The organism is Streptomyces sp. LMG1-1-1.1 (assembly GCF_040815545.1).
In the GTDB taxonomy this organism is placed as follows: Bacteria; Actinomycetota; Actinomycetes; order Streptomycetales; family Streptomycetaceae; genus Streptomyces.
The window spans coordinates 330,700-352,593 of sequence record NZ_JBFPNH010000043.1 but is presented as its reverse complement, the minus strand read 5'-3'; the positions used below and the strand labels follow the sequence as shown (position 1 = coordinate 352,593).

At 74.3% G+C, this 21,894-nt stretch carries 16 protein-coding genes; 12 read left to right on the top strand and 4 right to left on the bottom strand.

Annotation, left to right across the window (positions count from 1 at the left end; genetic code table 11):
- Nucleotides 1–119: 119 nt before the first annotated feature.
- The 7 genes from MRBLMG1_RS25670 (at nt 120) to MRBLMG1_RS25640 (ending at nt 7,917) form a co-directional block, all read left to right on the top strand.
- Nucleotides 120–1,079 carry an OB-fold nucleic acid binding domain-containing protein gene (locus MRBLMG1_RS25670; protein WP_367826464.1) on the top strand — a complete coding sequence of 320 codons (960 nt, stop codon included), beginning with the start codon at nt 120–122 and terminating at the stop codon, nt 1,077–1,079.
- On the top strand, nt 1,076–2,134 hold the full coding sequence (locus MRBLMG1_RS25665; protein WP_367826463.1) for a thiolase domain-containing protein: 1,059 nt from the start codon (nt 1,076–1,078) through the stop codon (nt 2,132–2,134). The genes MRBLMG1_RS25670 and MRBLMG1_RS25665 overlap by 4 nt, the downstream gene beginning before the upstream one ends.
- Complete coding sequence (locus tag MRBLMG1_RS25660; RefSeq protein ID WP_367826462.1) at nt 2,127–3,293, top strand: thiolase domain-containing protein; 1,167 nt, start codon at nt 2,127–2,129, stop codon at nt 3,291–3,293. Before MRBLMG1_RS25665 ends, MRBLMG1_RS25660 begins: the two co-directional genes overlap by 8 nt.
- Nucleotides 3,294–3,326: 33 nt before the next feature.
- Nucleotides 3,327–3,737, top strand: a complete 411-nt coding sequence (locus MRBLMG1_RS25655; protein WP_367826461.1) for an ACT domain-containing protein — start codon at nt 3,327–3,329, stop codon at nt 3,735–3,737.
- Between the two features lie 106 nt (nt 3,738–3,843).
- The gene (locus tag MRBLMG1_RS25650) at nt 3,844–6,909 is read left to right on the top strand and encodes an ATP-binding protein (protein ID WP_367826460.1); all 3,066 of its coding nucleotides are present in this window, start codon (nt 3,844–3,846) and stop codon (nt 6,907–6,909) included.
- A gap of 124 nt (nt 6,910–7,033) precedes the next feature.
- Entirely contained in the window at nt 7,034–7,534 is a 501-nt protein-coding gene (locus MRBLMG1_RS25645; RefSeq protein WP_024757478.1) for a hypothetical protein, read from the top strand.
- A gap of 17 nt (nt 7,535–7,551) precedes the next feature.
- Entirely contained in the window at nt 7,552–7,917 is a 366-nt protein-coding gene (locus tag MRBLMG1_RS25640; protein WP_367826459.1) for an RNA-binding S4 domain-containing protein, read from the top strand.
- 52 nt (nt 7,918–7,969) lie between these two features.
- On the opposite strand, the gene MRBLMG1_RS25635 is transcribed toward MRBLMG1_RS25640, so the two are convergent.
- From MRBLMG1_RS25635 to MRBLMG1_RS25625, 3 genes are all read right to left on the bottom strand, one after another.
- Nucleotides 7,970–10,168, bottom strand: a complete 2,199-nt coding sequence (locus MRBLMG1_RS25635) for a terpene synthase family protein (protein ID WP_367826458.1) — start codon at nt 10,166–10,168, stop codon at nt 7,970–7,972.
- 160 nt (nt 10,169–10,328) lie between these two features.
- Nucleotides 10,329–12,248 (bottom strand): N-acetylmuramoyl-L-alanine amidase, encoded by a 1,920-nt coding sequence (locus tag MRBLMG1_RS25630; RefSeq protein WP_367826457.1) that lies wholly within the window; start codon nt 12,246–12,248, stop codon nt 10,329–10,331.
- Between the two features lie 359 nt (nt 12,249–12,607).
- Nucleotides 12,608–13,735 carry an aminoglycoside phosphotransferase family protein gene (locus MRBLMG1_RS25625; RefSeq protein ID WP_367826456.1) on the bottom strand — a complete coding sequence of 376 codons (1,128 nt, stop codon included), beginning with the start codon at nt 13,733–13,735 and terminating at the stop codon, nt 12,608–12,610.
- A gap of 233 nt (nt 13,736–13,968) precedes the next feature.
- On the opposite strand from MRBLMG1_RS25625, the gene MRBLMG1_RS25620 reads away from it, so the two are divergent.
- On the top strand, nt 13,969–15,456 hold the full coding sequence (locus MRBLMG1_RS25620) for a hypothetical protein (protein ID WP_367826455.1): 1,488 nt from the start codon (nt 13,969–13,971) through the stop codon (nt 15,454–15,456).
- A gap of 81 nt (nt 15,457–15,537) precedes the next feature.
- Here MRBLMG1_RS25620 and MRBLMG1_RS25615 read toward each other — a convergent pair whose 3' ends face one another.
- Nucleotides 15,538–17,073, bottom strand: coding sequence for a PP2C family protein-serine/threonine phosphatase (locus MRBLMG1_RS25615; RefSeq protein ID WP_367826454.1), 1,536 nt, complete (start codon nt 17,071–17,073; stop codon nt 15,538–15,540).
- A 177-nt stretch (nt 17,074–17,250) separates the two neighbouring features.
- Here MRBLMG1_RS25615 and MRBLMG1_RS25610 point away from each other — a divergent pair, with 177 nt between their 5' ends.
- The 4 genes from MRBLMG1_RS25610 (at nt 17,251) to MRBLMG1_RS25595 (ending at nt 21,894) form a co-directional block, all read left to right on the top strand.
- Nucleotides 17,251–18,627 carry a hypothetical protein gene (locus tag MRBLMG1_RS25610; protein WP_414721644.1) on the top strand — a complete coding sequence of 459 codons (1,377 nt, stop codon included), beginning with the start codon at nt 17,251–17,253 and terminating at the stop codon, nt 18,625–18,627.
- Nucleotides 18,628–18,693: 66 nt separating this feature from the next.
- Nucleotides 18,694–19,908, top strand: a complete 1,215-nt coding sequence (locus tag MRBLMG1_RS25605; protein ID WP_367826453.1) for a threonine synthase — start codon at nt 18,694–18,696, stop codon at nt 19,906–19,908.
- Nucleotides 19,909–20,035: 127 nt separating this feature from the next.
- Nucleotides 20,036–21,181 carry an ABC transporter substrate-binding protein gene (locus MRBLMG1_RS25600; protein WP_414721643.1) on the top strand — a complete coding sequence of 382 codons (1,146 nt, stop codon included), beginning with the start codon at nt 20,036–20,038 and terminating at the stop codon, nt 21,179–21,181.
- Nucleotides 21,178–21,894 carry a HEAT repeat domain-containing protein gene (locus MRBLMG1_RS25595; RefSeq protein ID WP_367826452.1) on the top strand — a complete coding sequence of 239 codons (717 nt, stop codon included), beginning with the start codon at nt 21,178–21,180 and terminating at the stop codon, nt 21,892–21,894. The genes MRBLMG1_RS25600 and MRBLMG1_RS25595 overlap by 4 nt, the downstream gene beginning before the upstream one ends.

Genomic DNA, 21,894 nt, shown 5'->3' with positions numbered 1-21,894 from the left:
GGTCGCCGCGATCCCGCCGTACCGCAGGAAGCGAGCCACCCCCGTCCCGCCGTACCGCAGGAAGCGAGCCACCGCGATCCCGCCGTACCCCACACCGTCCGCCAGCAAGGAGCCCGCCCATGACCGTCACGCCACCGCCGGACCTCCTCCGCGCGCCCCTCGTCGTCGAGTTCCCGTTCACGCGCTCCCTCGGCCCCGTCCAGTCCGCCTTCCTCACCGGGCTGCGCGAACGGACCCTTCTGGGAGTCCGCGCGGAAGGCGGCCGGATCCTGGTCCCGCCCGTCGAGTACGACCCCGAGAGCGCCGCCGAACTCCGCGAGCTCGTCGAGGTCGGGACCACCGGCACCGTCACCACCTGGGCCTGGAACCCGGAGCCCCGCCCCGGGCAGCCGCTCGCGACCCCCTTCGCCTGGGTCCTGGTCCGCCTCGACGGCGCGGACACCGCCCTCCTCCACGCCCTGGACGCACCGGGCCCCGAGGCCGTCCGCACCGGGCTGCGCGTCCGGGTCCGATGGGCCGAGGAACGCTCCGGCGCGATCACCGACATCGCCTGCTTCGAACCGCACGAGAGCGCCGGCGGGGGCGAGGCCCGCGCCCACGACGGGACGTTCGACGACCCCGTCACGGGCATCGTCGCCCCCGCCCGCCTCGACTACACGTACAGCCCGGGCCGCGCCCAGACCCGCTACCTCCACGCGCTCGCCGAGCGCCGCACCGTCGGCGAACGCTGCCCGTCGTGCGCGAAGGTGTACGTGCCGCCCCGCGGGGCCTGCCCCACCTGCGGAGTCGCCACCACCGACCGGGTCGAGGTCGGCCCGCGCGGCACGGTCACCACCTTCTGCATCGTCAACATCAAGGCGAAGAACCTCGACATCGACGTCCCGTACGTCTACGCCCACATCGCCCTCGACGGCGCCGGGCTCGCCCTCCACGGCCGCATCGCCGGCATCCCCTACGACCAGGTCCGGATGGGCCTGCGCGTCGAACCCGTGTGGAGCGAGGACAGCCGCTACCCCGACCACTACCGGCCCTGCGGAGAGCCCGACGCCGACTACGACACGTACAAGGAGCTGCTGTGACCCCGGACCGAGAGGTGGCCATCGTCGCCTTCGCGCAGAGCGACCACCTGCGCCGCACGGACGACCTCTCCGAGGTCGAGATGGTCATGCCCGTCCTGCACGAGGTGCTCCGGCAGACCGGACTGAAGGCCGCCGACATCGGCTTCACCTGCTCCGGCTCCTCCGACTACCTCGCCGGACGCGCCTTCTCCTTCACGATGGCCCTCGACGGCGTCGGCGCGTGGCCGCCGATCTCCGAGTCCCACGTGGAGACCGACGGCGCCTGGGCGCTGTACGAGGCCTGGGTGAAACTGCTGACCGGCGAGGCCGACACCGCGCTCGTCTACGCCTACGGCAAGTCCTCGCCCGGGTCCGTCCGCGACGTCCTCACCCGCCAGCTCGACCCGTACTACCTGGCCCCGCTCTGGCCCGACTCCGTCGCCCTCGCCGCCCTCCAGGCACAGGCGCTCGTCGACGCCGGCGCCACCGACGAACCCGCCCTCGCCGCCATCGCCGCCCGCAGCCGCGAGGACGCGCGGGCCAACCCGCACGCCCAGCTGCCCGGCGCCCGCCCCCAGGGCGAGTACGTCGTCCGGCCCCTGCGCACCGGCGACTGCCCGCCGATCGGCGACGGCGCCGCCGCCGTGATCCTCGCCGCCGGGGACCGCGCCCGCGACCTCTGCTCCCGCCCCGCCTGGATCCGGGGCATGGACCACCGCATCGAAGCGCACTCCCTCGGCGTGCGCGACCTCACCGACTCGCCCTCCACCCGCCTCGCCGCACAACGCGCCGGGGCGTTCGACCGGCCCGTCGACACCGCCGAACTCCACGCGCCCTTCAGCGCCCAGGAGGTCGTCCTCACCCGGGCGCTCGGCCTCGGCGACGGCGTCCGCGTCAACCCCTCGGGCGGCGCCCTCGCCGCCAACCCCGTGATGGCCGCGGGGCTCCTCCGGCTCGGCGAGGCCGCCGCCCGCATCCACCGGGGCGAGTCCGACCGGGCCCTCGCCCACGCCACCTCAGGCCCCTGCCTCCAGCAGAACCTGGTCGCCGTCCTGGAAGGGGACCCCCGTGCCTAAAGAGCCCGTCGCCGTCGTCGGCATCGGCCAGACCAAGCACGTCGCCGCCCGCCGTGACGTCTCCCTCGCCGGACTCGTCCGCGAGGCCGCCCTCCGCGCCCTGGCCGACGCCGAACTCACCTGGGCGGACGTCGACGCCGTCGTCATCGGCAAGGCCCCCGACTTCTTCGAGGGGGTGATGATGCCGGAGCTGTACCTCGCCGACGCGCTCGGCGCGGTCGGCAAACCCATGCTCCGGGTGCACACGGCGGGTTCGGTCGGCGGCTCCACCGCCCTCGTCGCCGCCAACCTGGTCTCCGCGCGCGTCCACCGGACCGTCCTCACCCTCGCGTTCGAGAAGCAGTCCGAGTCCAACGCCATGTGGGGCCTCTCGCTGCCCGTCCCCTTCCAGCAGCCGCTGCTCGCCGGCGCCGGCGGCTTCTTCGCCCCGCACGTCCGGGCCTACATGCGCCGCACCGGCGCCCCCGACACGATCGGCTCCCTCGTCGCGTACAAGGACCGGCGCAACGCCCTCAGGAACCCGTACGCGCACCTCCACGAGCACGACCTCACCCTGGAGCGGGTGCAGGCCTCCCCGATGCTCTGGGACCCCATCCGCTACTCCGAGACCTGCCCGTCCTCCGACGGCGCCTGCGCGATGATCCTCACCGACCGTACGGGCGCGGCCCGTTCACCGCGCCCGCCCGCCTGGGTGCACGGCGGCGCCATGCGCAGCGAGCCCACCCTGTTCGCCGGCAAGGACTTCGTCTCCCCGAGGGCCGGCCGGGACTGCGCCGCCGACGTGTACCGCCAGGCAGGCGTCACCGACCCCCGGCGCGAGATCGACGCCGTCGAGATGTACGTGCCGTTCTCCTGGTACGAGCCGATGTGGCTGGAGAACCTGGGCTTCGCCGCCGAGGGCGAGGGGTGGAAGCTCACCGAGGCGGGCGTCACCGAACTCGACGGCGACCTCCCCGTGAACCCCTCGGGCGGCGTGCTCTCCACCAACCCCATCGGCGCCTCCGGCATGATCCGCTTCGCCGAGGCCGCCCTCCAGGTACGTGGCGAGGCGGGCGAGCACCAGGTCGACGGCGCCCGCCGGGCACTCGGCCACGCCTACGGCGGCGGCGCCCAGTTCTTCTCGATGTGGCTCGTCGGGGACACCCCGCCCGCCACCTGAGCCCCGGCGCCGGGGGCGCCTACGCTGGCCGGCATGACAGCGGAACGCGATCTGACCCGGCTCCTCGCCGGGATGCGGCCGGACCTCGACCCCGGCCGGTACGTCTTCACCACGGTGGACGGCCCCGCCCCGGCCGGGGTCGCCCCTGTGGTCACCGTCACCGAGGCCGAGGGCCTCACCCTCGTCGTACGCCAGGACGAGGCGGACGCCGCCGGCCTCGCGTACGACTACGTGGCGGGCCGGATCACCCTGCGGATCCACTCCGCGCTCGACGCCGTCGGACTGACGGCCGCCGTCGCGGGCGAACTCGCCCGGGCGGGCATGAGCTGCAACGTGGTGGCCGGATTCCACCACGACCACCTGTTCGTCGAACGCGACCGGGCCGAGGAGGCGTTGACCGTTCTGCGCCGACTCGCGGAACGGTCGGGAAGCTTCCCCCATTGACCGTTGCATACCGTGCCGACGGGCGTACGCTGGGGCTTTCGCGGGGCCACCCGCCGGGCGCCGCCCCTCGTGCGCCGGGCGTATGCCCCGGGTGTGGGGGTGGAACGTGGCACGACAGGGCGGCCGACCGGCCCGTCAGGGATTCGGCCTCTTCGAACGCGAGACGGCACTCGCGGCGGCCGAGGACGCGCTGGACCTCCTCACCGGCCTGGCCGACGACCCGCCCTGGCCCGACCCGATCCCGGCGCCCCGCGGCGCCCGCGGTCCCCACCTCGTCGCCGTCCGCGACACCCTCGACACCCCCGACACCTCCGACATCCCCGCCGCCCACGACGACACCACCCCCCACCCCGCCGACCCGGCACCCGACCGGCCCCGGACCGCCCGGCGCGGCGGCACCCTCGCCTACGCCGCGCCCGCCGGACTCGGCAAGACCACCCTGCTCGCCGAGATCCGCCGCCGCGCGGCGGCCCGCGGCTGCACCGTGCTCTCCGCACGCGGCGGCGACCAGGAACAGGGCATCGCCTTCCACGTCGCCCGCCAGCTCCTCCAGCCCCAGCTCGCCCACGCGACCGACACCGAACTGCGTGAACGACTCGGCTCCTGGTACGACATCGTGGGCCCCGCCCTCGGACTGCGCGCCGCGGCCGAGGGCTCCCCGCCGGACCCGCAGGGCCTGCGGGACGGACTCGACTGGGTCCTGACCCACCTCGCCGTACGCCGCGCCCCGCTGGTCGTGGTCGTCGACGACGCCCACTGGGCCGACCCCGAATCCCTCGGCTGGCTCGCCGCCTTCGCGCCGCGCGCCGAGGAGCTCCCCATGCTGCTCGTCGTCGCCTACCGCCCCGACGAACTCCCCGACGAGGGATCGGAGTTCACCGGACACCGGTCCGGCCGGCGGCCCCTGGGCCTGGCTCCGCTGACCTTCGACGCCATCGCGAGCCTCGTCCGCGACCGGGTCGGCGCCCACGCCGACGACGCGTTCTGCCGCGAATGCTGGACGGTCACCTCCGGCAACCCCTTCGAGGCGGTCGAACTCGCCGCCAAGGTCCGCGACCACGGCCTGGAACCCACCGCGGGCGGCGCCCACGAACTCCGCGACCTCGCCGCCGCCCTCAAGGGCAGCGGACTCGTCACCCGCCTCGAACGACTCGGCCCCGCGACCGTCCGCCTCGCCTGGGCCTGCGCCGTCCTCGGCACCGAGATCTCCCCGCAGCTCGCCGGCGCCGTCGCCGGCCTCGGCGGCGAAGCGGTCGCCGACTGCGCCGTGCGGCTGCGCGAGGCCCGCGTCCTCGCCGAGGCCGACGACCCCGACGACCCGCTCGAATTCGTCCACCCCCTCATCGCCACCACCGTCTACCGCTCCATCCCCGCCGCCACCCGCGTCGCCCTGCACGGCCAGGCCGCCTGGTGCGTCGTCGACGCCGGACTCGGCCCCACCGCCGCCGCCCGGCACCTCCTGGAGACCCACCCCGAGGGGGACCCGTGGGTCGTCGGCCGGCTCCGCGCCGCCGCCGGCGAGAACCTCCGCGCCGGCGCGCCCGACGCCGCCCGCCGCTTCCTCGCCCGCGCCCTGCGCGAGCCGCCCGCCGCCGAGGAGCGGGCCGCCGTCCTCTTCGAACTCGGCTGCTCGTCCCTCCTCACCGAACCCGCCACCACCGTCAACCACCTGCGGGCCGCACTGGAGGAGCCCGTCGCCGACCCGGCGCTCCGCCACGGCATCGTCTACCGCCTCTCGCAGGTCCTCGCCCACAGCGACCGCCTCGTCGAGGCGTCCGAGCTCCTTGGCCGCGAGGCCCGGCAGACCACCGACGCCCGCAGCAGGCTCCGCATGCAGGCCGAGAAGTTCATGTGGGACGCCTTCCGCGCCGACGAACCCGAGTCCCCGGCGCGCTCCCGCCGCCTCACGGCCCTCGCCGACCGGCTCACCGGCCGCGACCTCACCGAGCGGTACATCATCGGCCTGCGCGCCTGGGACGCCACCCTGCGCGCCGAACCCTCGGCCGTCGCCCTCGGGCACGCCGAGCGCGCCCTCGAAGGCGGCCTCAGCTGGGCGGACGAGAGCCGCGGCTTCGAGGTCCCGGTCCTCACCGCCCTCACCTTCCTCTACGCCGACCGCCCCGGTCGCGCCGAGGAGCTCTTCGCCGCCGGCACCGCCGAGTTCGAGAGCCAGGGCTGGCGCGGCGCCCACCTCTCCTTCGCGTACACCCTGCTCGGCTACATCCGCTACCGCCGCGGCCGCCTCGTCGAGGCCGAGGACTTCGTGCGGGCCGGACTGCGCCTGTCCGAACGCGTCGGACCGCGCACCCCCGCCCAGTGGTACGCGGTCGGCGTCATGATCGAGGTGCTCCTCGCCCGCGGCCGCGTCGACGAGGCCGCCCGCATCGCCGACGCGCACGACTTCGGCGAACCGTTCCCCGCCGCCGTCACCTTCCCCGACTCCCAGACCGTCCACGCCGAACTGCTGCTCGCCCGGGGACGCACCGAGGAGGCCGCCGCCGAGCTGGCCGCCGTCGGCCGCCGGCTCGACCCGCGCGGCATGCGCAACCCCGCCTGGTGCCCCTGGCAGCTCCACCTGGCCGTCGCCGAGGCCGCCACGACCCCCGTGACCGCCCGTAGGACCGCCGAGGACGCGGTCGCCCGCGCACGCCAGTACGGCGCGCCCTCCGCGATCGGCTCGGCGCTCCGGGTCACCGCCGAGGTCTCCGAGCCCGCCGCGCGCGTGAAGCTCCTGGAGGAGTCCGTCGACTGGCTCGACCAGTCGCCCGCCGCGTACGAGCTGGCCCGCTCCCTCGTCGCGCTCGGCGCCGCCCTGCGCCGCACCGAGCGCGCACGTGAGGCCGCCGAGCACCTGTACCGGGGCCTGGAGGCCGCCCAGGACTGCGGCGCCGACGGCCTCGTCGAGGAGGCGCGGGCCGAGCTCGCGGAGGCCGGGCTGCGCCCGCGGCCACTGCACCCCGCCGGCACGGACACGCTCACCGCGCGTGAGCGCGCCGCCGCCGAGCTCACCGTCCGCGACCGGGACGCGGCCGCCGTCCTCGGCGTCGACGCCGCCGCCGTCGGCCGCCTCCTCTCGGCCGTCTACCGGAAGCTCGGCACCGACCGCACCGGCCTCACCCAGGCCCTCCGAAAGGCTGACCGCGAGCCCCGGGAGCCCGGCCGGGAGGGCTGACCGCGCGCCCCGGGAGCCCGGCCGGGAGGGCCGGCCGCGAGCCCCGGGAGCCCGGTGGCGAGGGCTGAGCTGCCCGTGCCGCCCGGCGCGTCGCATCCCGCGCCGGGACACGTACCATTGCCGTATGTCCTTCCTCCGCCGCCGCAGCGCCGCCACACCCGCGGGCCCGGACTTCGATGTCCTGGCCATGGATCCGGGAGACTGGCCCGGCAATCTCGGCGCCGGTCTGCTGCCCGCCCCCGACGGCTCCTGCCAGGGCGTGTTCCTCCGGTACGACCTGTTCGGCGGCCGCGGCCCCGCGATGATCATCGGCAACCTGCCCGAGGGCTCGCCGGCGCGCGAGCTCGCCGACGGGCAGATCCCCTTCGAGGTGGCCCAGCTCCTCGCGGCGCTGGAGAACGACGAGCCGGTCGAGGTGCTCGACACCGAGGACGTCCCCGTCATGCAGGGCGACAACCTCCTGATCGTGCGGCGGCTGAAGCTCTCCGAGAGCCGCATCTCCTGCGTCCAGTTCGACCGCAGCGACAACGTCCTCGTGACGATCGCCAGTTGGGACCGGCCGATCACCGACGACCTGTACGCGCTGCTCAAGCCGCTGCCCGCCGAGCTGTTCCAGCAGGGCTGACGGGGGAGCGGGGGCCGATGAGCGCGCGCGTCGACAGCTGGATCTGGGCGGTCCGACTCACCAAGACCCGCTCGCAGTCCGCCGCGGCCTGCCGGGCCGGGCACGTGAAGGTCAACGGCGAACGGGCCAAGCCCGCGCAGCCGGTGAAACCCGGTGACGAGGTCAGGATCTTCCACGGCGGCCGGGAGCGGATCGTCGAGGTCAAGGAGCTCCACACCAAGCGGGTCGGCCCGCCCGTCGCCGCCGAGGCGTTCGTGGACAACAGCCCGCCCCCGCCGCCGCGCGAACACGTCGCCGTCGCGGCGGTCCGCGACCGGGGCGCGGGCCGCCCCACCAAGCGGGACCGCCGCGAACTCGACGAACTGCGCGGCCGACGCGCCTGAACCGCCGTACGCGAAGGCCTCCGGGAGCCGTCCCGGAGGCCTTCGGCGTATCTCAGCGCACGCTCGCGCCCAGCAGATCGGAGATCCGCGCCGCAGAGGTGCCGATTCCGGAGGGCCCGCGCCGCAGCAGAGCGCCGCCGCTTCCCGCGCGCACGTCCTCCGCGCCGTAACGACGTGCCTTCCGATGCCAGTTGAGGACACCGGCGAGCCAGTCCTCCAGCTCCCGAAGGTATGCCTCGAACGCCGACCGCTCCGTCGCGTCGAGCCCGAAGTCCTCGTAGAGCAGAGGCACTTCGCGCTGCTTCAGGTGCTCGTACTGGCGCAGCCGGCCCTTCATCAGGTCGGCGACCATCGCCACCGCCGTGGGGTAGTCGCAGTCGAAGAACTTCTGGAGCACCAGCACGCCGTTGTGCACCTCGCCCTCGACCTCGATCTCCTTCTGGTAGGAGAAGAGGTCGTTGATCAGAGCGCCGTAGTCCATCACCGCGTTCTCCAGGCTGCGCACCGTGCCCGACCGGAAGAGCTCCGGGGGCAGCGTCGCGTCCTGCCGCAGCCGGGACAGCAGCATGGTCAGCTCGGACCCGAACGTGCTGCGCCGCATCTCGACGTAGTCGACCGGGTCGGGAACCCGGTGCTGCACCACGTTGTGCATCTCCCACATCCAGCTGTCGAGCATCGCGTCGAGCGCGGCCCGCAGCCGCTCCCGCGCCTCGGGGGGCATCGGGGCGGCGGTCCGCTCCCAGACGTCCGCGAGCGAGCGCTCCAGCGGGTTCGCCGCGCGGGCCGCGCCGGCCGAGGGCTCGTCGACCGGCATGCACGCCTTGAGCCGGTCGGTCTGCTCCTTGGCGCCGGCCAGTGATCCCGTACGCCCGAAGAAGGCCGGGTAGTAGTCGTCGGCGTAGGTTCCCCAGGTGAGCCAGTCGGCGCTGAGCTCCAGCTGTTCGACGGACGCGTCCGGGTCGATGCCCGCCGAGCACAGCGCGAAGTCGAAGCCCTCTGCCATCGGCCGGTCCCACAGGTCGTCGAGGAGCCCCATCCGCTCGGCCCAGTCCACGCTGTGCCGCGCCGCCTCCGCGTGGTGGGGGTTGATCGTGAGGGCGTACGGCAGCTCGAACTCGGGCAGCAGCGACGGGCCCACGTGCTGGTGCGGCGTGTGCGTGAACGCCCGGTGCCGCGCGGCGGCAGGACGCCCGAATAGGGTCCTGATGTCGAGCGCGGAGGTGCCGAGGACCCCGTCGAGCCGCGACGGCCCGCCGACCATGCCCTCGTTCATGTACCGGCTGGAGCGCATGTGCCACTCGTGGCCGCCGGACTGCCAGTCCTGGAGCCCCTTCGCGTACGCCGCCACCGCCGCGCACTCGGCCGGGCTCAGCCCCTGCTCGGCGGCGAGCAGCGGCACCTCGGTCAGGGCGGTGTTCTCGAACTGCTGGACGCGCGAGGTCAGCAGGTCGTTGACCGCGTCCGCCGCCTCCTGCGTCGTGCAGCCGAGGAACCGTTCCAGGACCAGGACGCCGTTGCTGTTCTCGCCCTCCTCCTCCACCTCGCGCTGGTACGAGAAGAGGTCGTTGCGCAGGTGGACGGCGTCCGAGAAGGAGTCCCTGAGCACCCGCAGCGGCCGCGAGTGGGCCACCCGGGCGGGGACCTCGGCGCCGGCCGCGTACTCGACGAGTCCGGCGGACCAGGGCGCGCCGCCCACCTTGCGGCGCATCTCGATGTACTCGAGCGGGTTGGCGACGCGCCCGTCGTTGATGTTGTCGAGCTCCCAGAGCGACTCGTAGAGCAGGTGCTCCGTCGCCTCCGCGAACCGCACGCGCCACCCCTCGGACATCGACGGCACCGTCCGCCGCCAGAGGTCCGCGAGGCCCGCCTCGACGGGGTTGGTCGGCTCGGGCATGCCGGTCGCCGGGTCCGCCGGCATGAACATCGGCAGCCGGTCCAGATAGGCCTTGCTGCCCGCCCGGTCCTGGGTGCGCTTGAAGACCTCAAGGAAGTGGTCGTCGAAGAAGAAGACCCAGGTGTACCAGTCGGTGACGAGGTCGAGGGCCTCCCCGTCGCAGTCGGGATGGGTGTACGAGCAGAGCAGCGCGTAGTCGTGCGATTCGAGGTCGTGCTCCTCCCAGACGCCCGACCCCTCCAGCATCCCCATCGCGCGCGCCCACTCACGCGTGTGCGTGCGGGCGGCCTCCACATGGGGATTGAGCCGCGCCGGATACGGAACATAGAAATCCGGCATAACGAAGGGCTGAGGCATGTGCGGAGGGGCCTTCCGGTGAGCGGGGTCGCTGTGCGGGCCCAGCCTTACCCGTCGCCCGGACGGCGCACGCGATCTCCCGAATAGTCGTATGAACGCCGGAGGGGTGGTGCCGGACCGCTCGTCCGGCACCACCCCTCGCCTTTCGGCCAGATCCCCGTCAGCCCTGCGAGACCCGCACGTCAGCGGCCTTCACGAAGGCGACCCGATGGCCGAACTGGATCTCGTAGTACTCCTCCTGACCCCGCACGACCCGGTGCCCCGTCGGGTCGAACACCGGCGCGAAGTAGTACTCGCCCGGAGTGCGGCCACCCACCACGTACCGCTGACCGGCGAGCAGCTTGTACGGCAGCGGCGACACCGACTGCACCGGCACGCCCGCCGGGTACGCCGACGCCTCCGGATACGCCCGCCCGTACACCGGCACCTCGGCGAGGCCCTCCCGAGGGGTCAGGACCTGCCCCCGCGCGTTCACCGCCGTCGGCTCCTGCGGCGGATTGCGGAACCAGGCCTTCTGGCCGAGGTACCAGATCGCCGTCCAGTCCCCCTGGCGCTCCGCCACCGCGAAGCTCTGCCCCGTGGAGGCGCGCGCCCCGGTGTCGTTGACCCCGGTGGTCGAGTCCTGCCCGCCCGGCCGCAGACCGACGTCCTTCACGAGCGGGGCGTCGGCGCTCGGCGCGGTGTGCAGGCGCACGGCCCCGCTGCCGTGCGGCGCGCACGCCTCTCCCGCCGTCGCGCAGCCCGTGTAGACGGGCCGGTGGGCGCTGTAGTCCGGACGGATCGTGACGACGCCCGCGTGCGGACCGGCGCTCGGCGTGATCGGACGGCCGAGCAGCGTGAAGTAGTGCGCCCAGTCCCAGTACGGGCCCGGATCCGTGTGCATGCCCCGGATCGTGGACGTCACGGTGCCGGGCACGTTGTCGTGCCCCAGGACGTGCTGCCGGTCGAGCGGGATGTCGTACCGGTCGGCGAGGTACCGCACCAGGCGCGCCGACGTCCGGTACATCGCCTCCGTGTACCAGGAGTCGGGCGAGGTCAGGAAGCCCTCGTGTTCGAGCCCCACCGACTTGGCGTTCACGAACCAGTTGCCCGCGTGCCAGCCGACGTCCTTCAGCGGGAGGTGCTGGGCGACGTGCCCGTCGGAGGAGCGCAGCGAGTACTGCCACGACACGTACGTCGGGTCCTGCACCAGCTTCAGGGTGACGTCCCAGGTGGCCTCGGTGTCGTGGATCACGATGTAGTCGATCGACTGGGACGCCGGCCGGTTCGCCTTGTCGTGGTTCCCGTAGTCCCCGTCACCGAACTCCTCGTACGGCGCGGGGATCCACTCGCAGGCCACCGAACGCGGGCACTCCACCGGACCGCCGGCCGGCCGCCGCAGCCCCAGGCGGTCCACCTGCCCCGTGGCGGGCGCGACCCCGGGGGCGGCGGCGAGCGTCACGACCTGGCCGCTGTCCGTCGTCCGCGACTCCCCGGTCCGGATCACGTCGAACACGTCGTTCGCGTACGTGGCCGCCGTCGCCGAGTCGTCGGCACCGGAGTACGCCGCCACCGCCCCGTACCAGTCCGCCGGATCCGTACCGGCCGGCAGACCCGACTCCCGCTGGGCGGCCGCGAGCAGCGCCGCCCCGCCCTCGATGTTCGCGGCCGTACTGGTCCGCAGCTCCTCCGCCGGGATCCCGGACAGCGCGGACGCCCGCTCCAGGGTCCGCAGCCGGGCGGGCAGCCGCTCCGGGGACGGCACCTCCGCCGCCGCGCCCGAACGCACCGCCCGCGAGGCGTCCCCGCGCGCGTCCTCCTCGTCATCGGAGTGGTGCGGGGCGTCCTCGGCCAGCGCCGTCACGGCGTCCGTCAGGTGCATCGGCCCGTAACCGCCGGTCACGCTGGGAGCGCCACCGTGCGCGTCCCACCGCGACTGGAGGTACGAGACGGCGAGCAGCACGCTCTCCGGCACACCGTGGCGCGCGGCCGCCCGCGCGAACTGCCCCTGGAGGGCACCCGCCTCGGGCACGTCGGCACCCGCCGGCGGCGCGGCGGACAGCAGGGGCAGCAGCAGGGCGGCGGACGCCACGGCGCCCACCGCCCTCGGCACCCGGTTCGATGGCGTACGTCTGCGGGTCGCGGAACGGAGCAAGGCAGCCTCCAGGGGCGTGGGGTGACACGGGGGCGTGCGGGACCGAACCCGTACAGGGGTATCGGGTCCCGGACGATCCGTCAATCACGCCTGCGCGCACGGAAGTTCCCACGTCAGAGCGGGAATGGAGGCCAGGTGGCGGAGTTTCGCGGAGACGGGTCCCGGGCCTGGGACGCGTCAGTGGAGTGGACCAATGGCCGAGGGTCCGGCCCGGTCGTGACACCGGACGAGCCGGTGCGCCGCGTCCCGGTGTGTCGGCACCGGGCGCACGGCGCACCCCCCGTTCCGTCGGTCGGGCCCGCCCTTCAGCGCGTCCCGACCGCCGCGCGCACGGCCCGCCGTGCCATGGCGCAGTCGTCGTGCAGCCGCCTCAGGAGCAGCCGCTGTTCCTCACCGGGGGCGAGCGCCCCCGAGGGCACCGGTACGGAACCGGCCGGCGGGGCCTCCTTCATGGTCCGCTGCACCGCCGTCTCGTACGTGCGGATCTCCCGCGTCAGCACGATCATCAGGTTCACCAGGAAGGCGTCCCGGGAAGCCGGTCCCGCCTGCTGGGCGAGCTGACTGATCTGGCGCCGGGCCAGCGGCGCGTCACCGAGCACCGCCCACAGGGTCGCCAGGTCGTAGCCGGGCAGGTACCAGCCCGCGTGCTCCCAGTCGACGAGGACGGGACCGGCCGGGGAGAGCAGGATGTTGGACAGCAGGGCGTCACCGTGACAGAACTGCCCCATCCCCTGCCGGCCGCCCGCGTGCGCCAGACCGTGCAGCAGCTTCTGCAGGTCGTCCCGGTCCCGGTCGGTGAAGAGACCGAGCTCGTGGTAGCGCGCGATCCGGGCGCCGTAGTCCAGCGGGGCGTCGAAGGTCCCGGCCGGCGGGCGCCAGGCGTTCAGCCGGGCGACCGCGCCGAGCGCGGCCCGCACGTCGGCCCGGGGCGGAGCCTCCACGGGGTGGCGCGACAGTGCCGCCGCCCGCCCGGGCATCCGCTCGATCACCAGCGTGCAGTTCTCCGGGTCCGCCGCGATCAGCCGCGGCGCCCGCACCGGCGGACGGTGGCGGACGAAGGAGCGGTAGGACGCTATCTCGTGCTGGAACCGCTCGACCCACGCGGGGGAGTGGTCCAGTAAACACTTCGCGACCGCCGTGGTCCGCCCGGTCGTCCCGACGATGAGTACGGAACGTCCGCTGCGCCGCAGCACCTGCACCGGGTTGAACTCCGGGCAGATCCGGTGGACCGAGGCGATGGCCATCTTCAGCTGCGCCCCCTGGGGGCCCGACAGATCGATTCTCCCGCTGACCGGCTGGGTACCGGTGCCGCCCGCCCAGCGCCTCGGCCGGACGGCCTGGGTCACGGGGGCGAGGTACGGACCGGCGCCGGCGGGGACGATGCGGTGCTGCGGCCGGGGCGGTGCGGACACGGAGGACGATGCTGTGTACATGGAGGTGACAGATCCCTTCGTGGCCGACGAGTTGCGTGCGTCGCCCCGCCCGCTCCCCGGTCCGCACCCTGGGGAATGAGGGCCGGTCGGCGGTGCGGGGTGGCGCGTTCATACCTGACACCCGGGCGCGGGTGGCGGAACATCGGGCGCACCCTGGCGAACCCTGGCGAATAGTCGCCAGCCCTATGACAGGGGGTTACTGTCAACTCAGCCGAGAACCTGGGGGCTTAGACGTGACCGGACAAACCAACACCCGCCTTGCGGACCTCTTCGGCCTGGCCGGCTGGTCCAAGGGCGAACTCGCGAGACTCGTCAACCGGCAGGCGGCGGCCATGGGCCACCCCCAGCTGGCGACCGACACCTCGCGGGTGCGGCGCTGGATCGACCGGGGCGAGACGCCCCGCGATCCCGTCCCCCGGGTGCTGGCAGCACTGTTCACCGAGCGACTCGGCCGTGTCGTGACCATCGAGGACCTCGGGTTCGTACGACACGGGCGCGCCGGAAAGCGGCAGGATGTCAGGAAGACAGAGAACCCTGACGGGCTGCCCTGGGCACCCGATCGTACGGCGGCGGTCCTCACCGAATTCACGGGAATGGACCTCATGCTCAACCGACGCGGCCTGGTGGGCGCGGGTGCCGCGCTCGCCGCCGGTTCCGTACTCACCAACGCCATGCACGACTGGCTGCAGACCGACCCCCGCAAGGGCGAGGTTCCGCGGGCCACCGATCCCCTCCACGCCGACCCCGCTGGGTTCGACCGCTACGAGGCCGCCCCCATCGGGTCGGAGGAGATCGAGGCCCTGGAGCACTCGGTGGAGGTGTTCCGTGCCTGGGACGCCTCCCGGGGCGGCGGTCTCCAGCGCAAGGCCGTGGTGGGCCAGCTCAACGAGGTGGGCGGCATGCTCGCCTACCGCCACGCCGATCACCTCCAGCGGCGCCTCTGGGGCGTCGCGGCCAACCTCGCGGTCCTCGCGGGCTGGATGTCGCACGACGTGGGCCTCGAACCCACGGCGCAGAAGTACTTCGTCATCGCCGCCCACGCGGCCCGCGAGGGCGGAGACCGGCCCCGGGCCGGCGAGGCGCTCTCCCGGGCCGCGCGCCAGATGGTGCACCTGGGCCGGCCCGACGACGCCCTCGACCTCATGAAGCTCGCCAAGGCCGGCGCGGGCGAGCGGCTGCTGCCCAGGACCCAGGCCATGTTCCACACGATCGAGGCCTGGGCGCAGGCGTCGATGGGACGGGGCCAGGCCATGCGCCGCACCCTCGGCGAGGCCGAGGACCTGTTCGTGTCCGACCGGTTCGACGAGAAGCCCAGTTGGATGCAGAACTTCGACGAGGCCGACATGCACGGCATGCAGGCCCTCGCCTACCGCACCCTCGCCGAGCACGACCCGACCGCCGCTGTCCCGGCGCAGCGCCACGCCAAGTTGGCCATCGAGCTCCGGCACGGCGGACACGATCGGTCGAAGCTCTTCGACCACATCTCCCTCGCCTCGGCCTGCTTCATCGCCGACGATCCGGAGCAGGCCGACCGCTACGCCCGGCTCGCCCTCATGTCCATGGGGGACACCTCGTCCCACCGGACCTGGGACCGGCTGCGCGAGATGTACCGGCTCACCGGCCAGTACGCCGGCTACTCACGGATCGAGAACCTGCGCGAGGAGATCGAACTGGCCCTGCCCAGGTCGCCGGTCAACCGGCCGCGGACCGGGCAGGCCTGACAGGTCCGCACCGCGGTGCGCCGGGCCTGAGGGAACACGGGGCCGGGGCCAGGCACGATCGGCGGGCAGGGCCCGGGCGGCTCAGTGGCCGACCCGGACCACCATCACGCAGGCGTCGTCCTCGCGCTGCTCCTCGCCGAACTCCTCGACCACCGCACGCACCCCGTCCTGGGCGTCCCGCGCTCCGGAGAGACGCCCACCGAGGGCGAGGAGGCGCCGTGTTCCGGTGTCGTCGCCGAGGCCGCCGGCCGCACCGCTGCCGCGGGTCAGCCCGTCGGTGTGCAGGACGAGCACGTCGCCGGGGAGCAGCCGGGTCTCGGCCTCGCCGTAGACGGCTCCGGTCGTCGCCCCGAGCAGCACGCCCTCGGGCCGGCGCAGGACGTGCCCCGCCCCGTCGCGGAACAGCAGCGGAGCGGGGTGTCCGGCCTGCGCCCAGGCCACGGTCTGGGCGACGGGGTCGTACCGGCAGCACATCGCGCTGCCGAGCGCGGGCTGTACGGAGGTCTCCAGGAGCTGGTTGAGGTGCCCCATCAGGGCGGCCGGCCGGATCCCGGCGACGGCCATGCCGCGCAGCGCGCCGAGGAGCATGGCCATGGAGGAGGTCGCGGCGACCCCGTGGCCCGTCAGGTCGCCGACGGTGAGCAGTGCGTCCCCGTCCGGCAGCGCGAGCGCGTCGTACCAGTCGCCGCCGATCAGTCCGGTGGTCGCGGCCGGCAGGTAGTGGGCGGCCACGTCCAGCGGGGCGGGGCCGTCGTGGGCGAAGCGGAGCGAGCCGCGCCACGGCGGGAGCACCGCCTCCTGGAGCTCGACGGCGACCCTGCGCTCGGTCTGCTCGATGTGGCGGCTGCGCTCCAGGCTGTCCCGGCTCTCGCGGACCGCCCGCTGGCTGCGCCGCAGTTCGCTGACGTCACGTAAGACGGCCCACATGGAGGCGGTGCAGCCGTCGGTGTCGAGCACCGGCTCGCCGGTCATGTGCACCGTGCGCACCCGGCCGTCCGTCCGCACGATGCGGAACTCGCCGTCGATCGGCTTCCCGTCGATCAGGCAGTCGGTGACCATGCCCTGGAGGACGGACTGGTCCTCGGCGAACACCATCGAGGGCATCTCGTCCAGCGACATCGGACCGCTCTCGTGGGCGCGTCCGAAGATCTGGTACAGCTCCTCCGACCAACTGACCTCGTCGGTGAGCAGGTTCCACTCCGCGCTGCCCACCCGCGACAGCAGCGAGCCGGTGCGCGGGGGGGCGGCCTGTCCGTACGCGGCGCCGGGGTCCGTCGCGAGCGACGCGTCGAGCGCGCCGTCGAATCCGGCGTCCGATCCGGCATCGAGTCCGCCGTCGAACCCGACCTCGGCACCGGGATCGTCCTCGGGTACGAGCTCCGCCGGGACGCCGGCCCGCAGCTGACCCAAGTGGGCCCCGAGGTCGTCGAGTTGGTGCACCGCGAGGTCGCACAGCGCTCGCTGCCACCGCTGCTGAGGATCGTCGTCGTTCGCCACGGCGTCCCTGCGCACGGCGTCGACCTCGCCGCGCAGGCGGCGGGTCTGTGAGATCAGCGCGTCCACCGCGCCCGGCTCCGGCGGTTGAGCGGGGCGGTCCGCGAACAGAGGGGACGGCATGACGAACTCCGATGCAGGCGGGGCGCGGCCATGTGTGAAGGGGAGGCCCGCATACGACTGTTGCACAGCGGGGGACGGCCCGTAAGGGATTTGGCAACACTCGATCCGGTGGTGCTTCCGGCATATGTCAAAGGCCCAGCGGGAATCGGCCAGGGCCCGACGCGTTACGGTGCTGGGGTGGTGAACGACGACGGGAACGGCACGGTGGGCACGTACACGACGGTCACGAACGGGCCGGGTACGCGCGCGGCAACGAGACCGGCGGACAGGGGAACGGGCGCCCGCGCCACGGGCACGCGTACGACGGCGAACGGGCCCGGTGACACGTCCGGCGCGAATGCGGCACGGAACGGCGGTACGACCGCCGCGGGCGCGGCACAGAACAGCGGTACGACCCCCACGGGCGCGGCACGGGACGGCAGCGGCACCGCCACGGGCGCGGCACGGGACGGCGGCTGCACCGCCACGGGCGCGATGCCGGACGGCGGCGCGGCGGCGGTCGGGACCGCGTTGCTGCTCGCGGCCGCGCCCGCCGGGCGCGGCCGGGCCATGGACGCCGCGTCGGTGCTGCCGGCACTGGCCGCCGTACCGCCCGGGGTGCTCACCGACACGGCCACCGCCACGGTCGTCGAGCTCGCCGACCCGCTGGACCCGCAGACCGTCCTGACCCGCCTGCGCGCGGCCGCGGCGAGCCCCGGCCCGCTGGTCGTCTGCCTCGCCGGCCAGCTCCACCTCGACCGCCGGCAGGAACTGCCGCACCTCGCACTGGCCCGCACCACCCCCGCCACCCTCCGCTACACGGCGCTGCCCTGGCACTGGCTCGCCGGCGAACTCGGCGTGCGGCGGCCCGGAACCACGACCGTCGTCGCCGACCTCGCCGCCGACCCCGACGTGTGGCAGCGCCTGACGGCCGTACCCGAACTGCTGCACCTCGGACCGGGAACCCTCCTCTACGGGCGGGTGACGCCCGCCCCGCGCCGGGGCGAACCCACGACCCCCGACTACCTCCGCGCCTGGGCGGAACTCTGGCGCTCCGGCGCCCGGCTCCCGCACGCCACCCGGCACGCGGAGGCCGCCGCCGGCACCGCACAGGCCACCGCGGAGTCCCGGTTCCTCACCCCCGCGCCCCCGCCCGCCGCCGCCGTGCCGGAGGACCCGCACCCGGCGATCCTCGCCGCGGCCATGGCCGGGCGGCACGGAGAGGCCGCGGCCGTGGCGGCGGCCTGGGAACACGAGGCCCTGCGCCGCCACGGACCCCGCTCGCCCGAAGCAGTGCACTGGACCGAGGTGCGCGCCGACCTCGCCCGGCTCGCCGGCGAACCCGCCCGCAGCTGCGAACTGTGGCTGGCCGCCGCCGAGGCCCGCCTCGCCCTCCGGCAGCGCCCCGACGACCCGGACGTCGAGGCCGCCGTCGACCGCGCCCACCACCAGTGGGAACAGATCACCGACGCCGCCCGCGCCCGCGCACTCGGCCCCGCCCTCGTCACCCTGCGCCACCGCGTTCCCGGCCGCCAGCCCGGCGCCCTCGCCGCCCTGACCCGCCGGATGGGCTGACCGGGACCCGCCGCCCGGCCGCCCAGTCGCCCGCCCCGCCCCTCACCCCGAAAGGGCCCCGCCCCCGTGACCTCGCTCGCCACCGCTCAGCGTTCGCTGGCCGACCCGTCCGTACGCCATCCGCTGTGGCCGCCGCTGACCCGTGGCTGTCCCGTCACGTCCACGGACGACGTCGCGTACCCGCTCGACATCGACTACGCGTACGACGACGTGCCGGCGGATCTGTTCACCCGCCCGGCCGCCCACGGTCTGGAGCGGTGGGCGCCGCTGTTGCCGCCGCTCGCGGCACCCGGCCTTGGGGAGGGGAACACCCCGCTGGTCGAACTCGGCGACGGGGTGTGGATCAAGGACGAGTCCCGCAACCCCACGTGGAGCCACAAGGACCGCCTGAACCGCGTCGCCGTCAGCGCCGCCGTCGCCTCGGGCGCGCGCGGGATCGTGGTGTCCTCCTCCGGCAACCACGGCGCGGCGGCCGCCGCCTACGCGGCCCGCGCCGGACTGCCGTGCGCCGTGTTCACCTCCCCGCACGCGCCGCCCGCCGTCGCCTCCCATCTCCGGGCGTACGGGGCGACCGTACTGACCGTGCCCCTCGATGCCGTGCGTCCGCTGATGCGCCGGATCGTCGACGACCTCGGCTTCCAGAGCGTCAGCAGCGTCACGGACAGCGCGCACACCGGGCACCCCTTCGGGCCCGAGGGCTACAAGACCCTCGCCTACGAGATCGCGCTCGATCTGGGACGGGCCCCGGTGGCGGTCCATCTCCCCACCGGATACGGCGAGTTGCTGTTCGGCGTCGCCAAGGGCTTCCGGGAACTCGCGCGGCTCGGCGTCACCGATTCCGTCCCCCGGCTGTACGCGACCGAGCCCGCCGCGGCCGGCGCCCTCACCGAGGCCGTGCGCAGCGGCCGGCCCGTCGCCCGGGTCCCCGTCGGACCCACCACCGCGTACGCGATCGACTGCGAGATCAACAGCTACCGGGGCGTCCTCGCCGTCCGCGAGTCCGGCGGCGCCGCCCGTACGGTGACGGACGAGCAGATGGCTTCTGCACGCGCCGAGTTGGCCTCCCAGGGGCTCTGGTGCGAGACGTCCGCGGCCGCCGGCCTCGCCGGTCTCCGCGCGCACGGCCCCCGCGAGACCGAAGGCCCCGTCGTCTGCGTCGCCACCTCCAGCGGCTACAAGGACGTCTCCACCGCTCGGCGCACGTACGCACCGACGGCCCCCGACTGGACCTCGATCAAGGCCGCGCTGACGCACACCGACACGCAACAGCACGACAGTTGAGGGGAGAACGGGCCACCGACGGGAGTCCGGCACGTCACGTCGCATCCCGCACCGCACCGTCGTTCCCCCGGAACCGCACCGCGGGTTCCGGCCGACCGCCAACGCTTCGTCGCAGGGGAGTCCACCGATGAACACGCAGCAGGAGCAGCAACCGAAGTCGTCGCCGTCGCCGTCGCCGTCGCCGTCGTCTTCGTCCGGAGCAGGGCGTGCCGGCGGGGCCTCCGTCCGCCTGGGTGCCCTTGTTCCGTTGACGAGGCCTGGCTGGGTGGAGGCGGGACGGCATCTGCTCGCCGGGCTCGAACTGGGTGTGCGCGACGTCAACGACGCGGGTGGGATCGGCGGCGTGCCGGTGGAGCTGGTGGTTCGGGACACCGCGGCCGATCCGGAGCGGGCGGCGGCGGCCGTGGACGAGCTCGCGGGACTGGGGGTGGCCGCCGTGGCGGGCGAGTACCACAGTGTCGTCGCGCGCGCCGCCGCCGCCCGGGCCGACGCCGTCGGTGTGCCGTTCCTCTGCTCGTCCGCGGTGCTGGACGCGCTCACCGACGAGCCGACGGAGTGGGTCGCCCGGCTGGCCCCGGCGCAGTCCCACGGCTGGCGGGCGTACGCGGACTTCCTGCTCGGCGCGGGCCGGGGCAGGACGGCCGTGGTGACCCAGCCCAGCGTGTACTGGGCGTCGGGGACCCGCATCCTGCGCGACCACCTCGCTTCCCGCGGGGGCTCCGTCGTCGAGCTCGACGCGAACGCGCACACCCCCGAGGCCCTGTGCGACGCGCTCGTCGACCACGGTGCGACGGCGGTGCTCCTGCTCGTCGGACATCCGGAGCCGGCGGTGCCGATCGTGAGGGCCGTCCGCGCCGACCGGCGGCTCGCGGAGATCCTGATCGGCGCACCCGCGGGGCAGCCGGAGTTCGCCGGATGGGCCGCGGCGCTGGGCGAGGACGGCGCCGGGATCCCGTTCCTGAGCTACCTGCCCGAGCACCTGGGGCCGCTCGGCGAGCGCGTCGGCAAGGAGCTCCACGAGCGGCTGGGCGAAGAGCCGTCGTTCGTCGCCTTCGAGGGGTGGGACACCGTCACCGTCCTTGCCGAGGGCCTCCGTTCGCACGGCACGGATCGAGCGGCCGTCGCCGCGTCCTGGCCGCACCTGTCGGTCGAGGGCACCCGCGGTCCGATCCGCTTCTCCCGCACGCCGGGCATCGGCGTGTGGCAATGGGTGTGGCCGCCGGTCCGGATCGTCGACCGCGACGGCGGGCGGTACTTGACCTTGACACGGTGACAAGGTCTTCACTGCTCGCCGAGGAGGTGGTCTCGGTGACGGTCACGGGACAGGTTCAGGAAACGGATGTGGCGGGCGCGCTGCGGGGGCTCGAGGACGGATCCTCGTCGGTGCGGCTGCGGGCCGCGCTGGCGGTGGGCACGGCGCCCGACCCGCGCTTCGTCGGCAAGCTCGTCGAGCGGTGCGCGGTCGAGCCCGAGTTCTTCGTCCGCGACATGCTGACGTGGGCGCTCACGCGCCACCCGGTGTCGTCGACGCTCCCGGAGATGCTGCGCGAGGTGCGTTCGGAGCGCGCGCAGGCACGGAGCCAGGCACTGCACACGCTGTCCAAGATCGGGGACGGGCGGGCCTGGCCGGCGATCACCGGGGCGCTGCTGGCCGATGCCGACGACGAGGTGGCGCGCAGCGCCTGGCGGGCCGCGGTGGTGCTCGTACCGTACGGCGAGGAGTCCGCCCTCGCGGCCGCACTGGCGACACAGCTAGGGCGCGGCGACCGGGAGACGCAGCTGAGTCTCAGCCGGGCGCTGGTCGAGCTGGGCGAGGCGATCGTGCCGGCGCTCCACGCCGCGACGTCGGACGCCGACCCGGGCGTGCGGGCGCACGCGCTCGCCACGGAGCGGCTGCTCCGCGACCCGGACACCGGATTCGGATACGCGATCGAAGAAGCGAAGCGTGTCGTCGCTCTCGGGGGCGCCGGCCAGGAGGGACCATAG

Bases quoted from the DNA above. Each gene is read 5' to 3' on its own strand.
- MRBLMG1_RS25670 (WP_367826464.1), top strand. From the start codon at position 120: ATGACCGTCACGCCACCGCCGGACCTCCTCCGCGCGCCCCTCGTCGTC.
- MRBLMG1_RS25655 (WP_367826461.1), top strand. From the start codon at position 3,327: ATGACAGCGGAACGCGATCTGACCCGGCTCCTCGCCGGGATGCGGCCG.
- MRBLMG1_RS25645 (WP_024757478.1), top strand. From the start codon at position 7,034: ATGTCCTTCCTCCGCCGCCGCAGCGCCGCCACACCCGCGGGCCCGGAC.
- MRBLMG1_RS25640 (WP_367826459.1), top strand. From the start codon at position 7,552: ATGAGCGCGCGCGTCGACAGCTGGATCTGGGCGGTCCGACTCACCAAG.
- MRBLMG1_RS25635 (WP_367826458.1), bottom strand. From the start codon at position 10,168: ATGCCTCAGCCCTTCGTTATGCCGGATTTCTATGTTCCGTATCCGGCG.
- MRBLMG1_RS25625 (WP_367826456.1), bottom strand. From the start codon at position 13,735: ATGTACACAGCATCGTCCTCCGTGTCCGCACCGCCCCGGCCGCAGCAC.
- MRBLMG1_RS25615 (WP_367826454.1), bottom strand. From the start codon at position 17,073: ATGCCGTCCCCTCTGTTCGCGGACCGCCCCGCTCAACCGCCGGAGCCG.
- MRBLMG1_RS25600 (WP_414721643.1), top strand. From the start codon at position 20,036: ATGAACACGCAGCAGGAGCAGCAACCGAAGTCGTCGCCGTCGCCGTCG.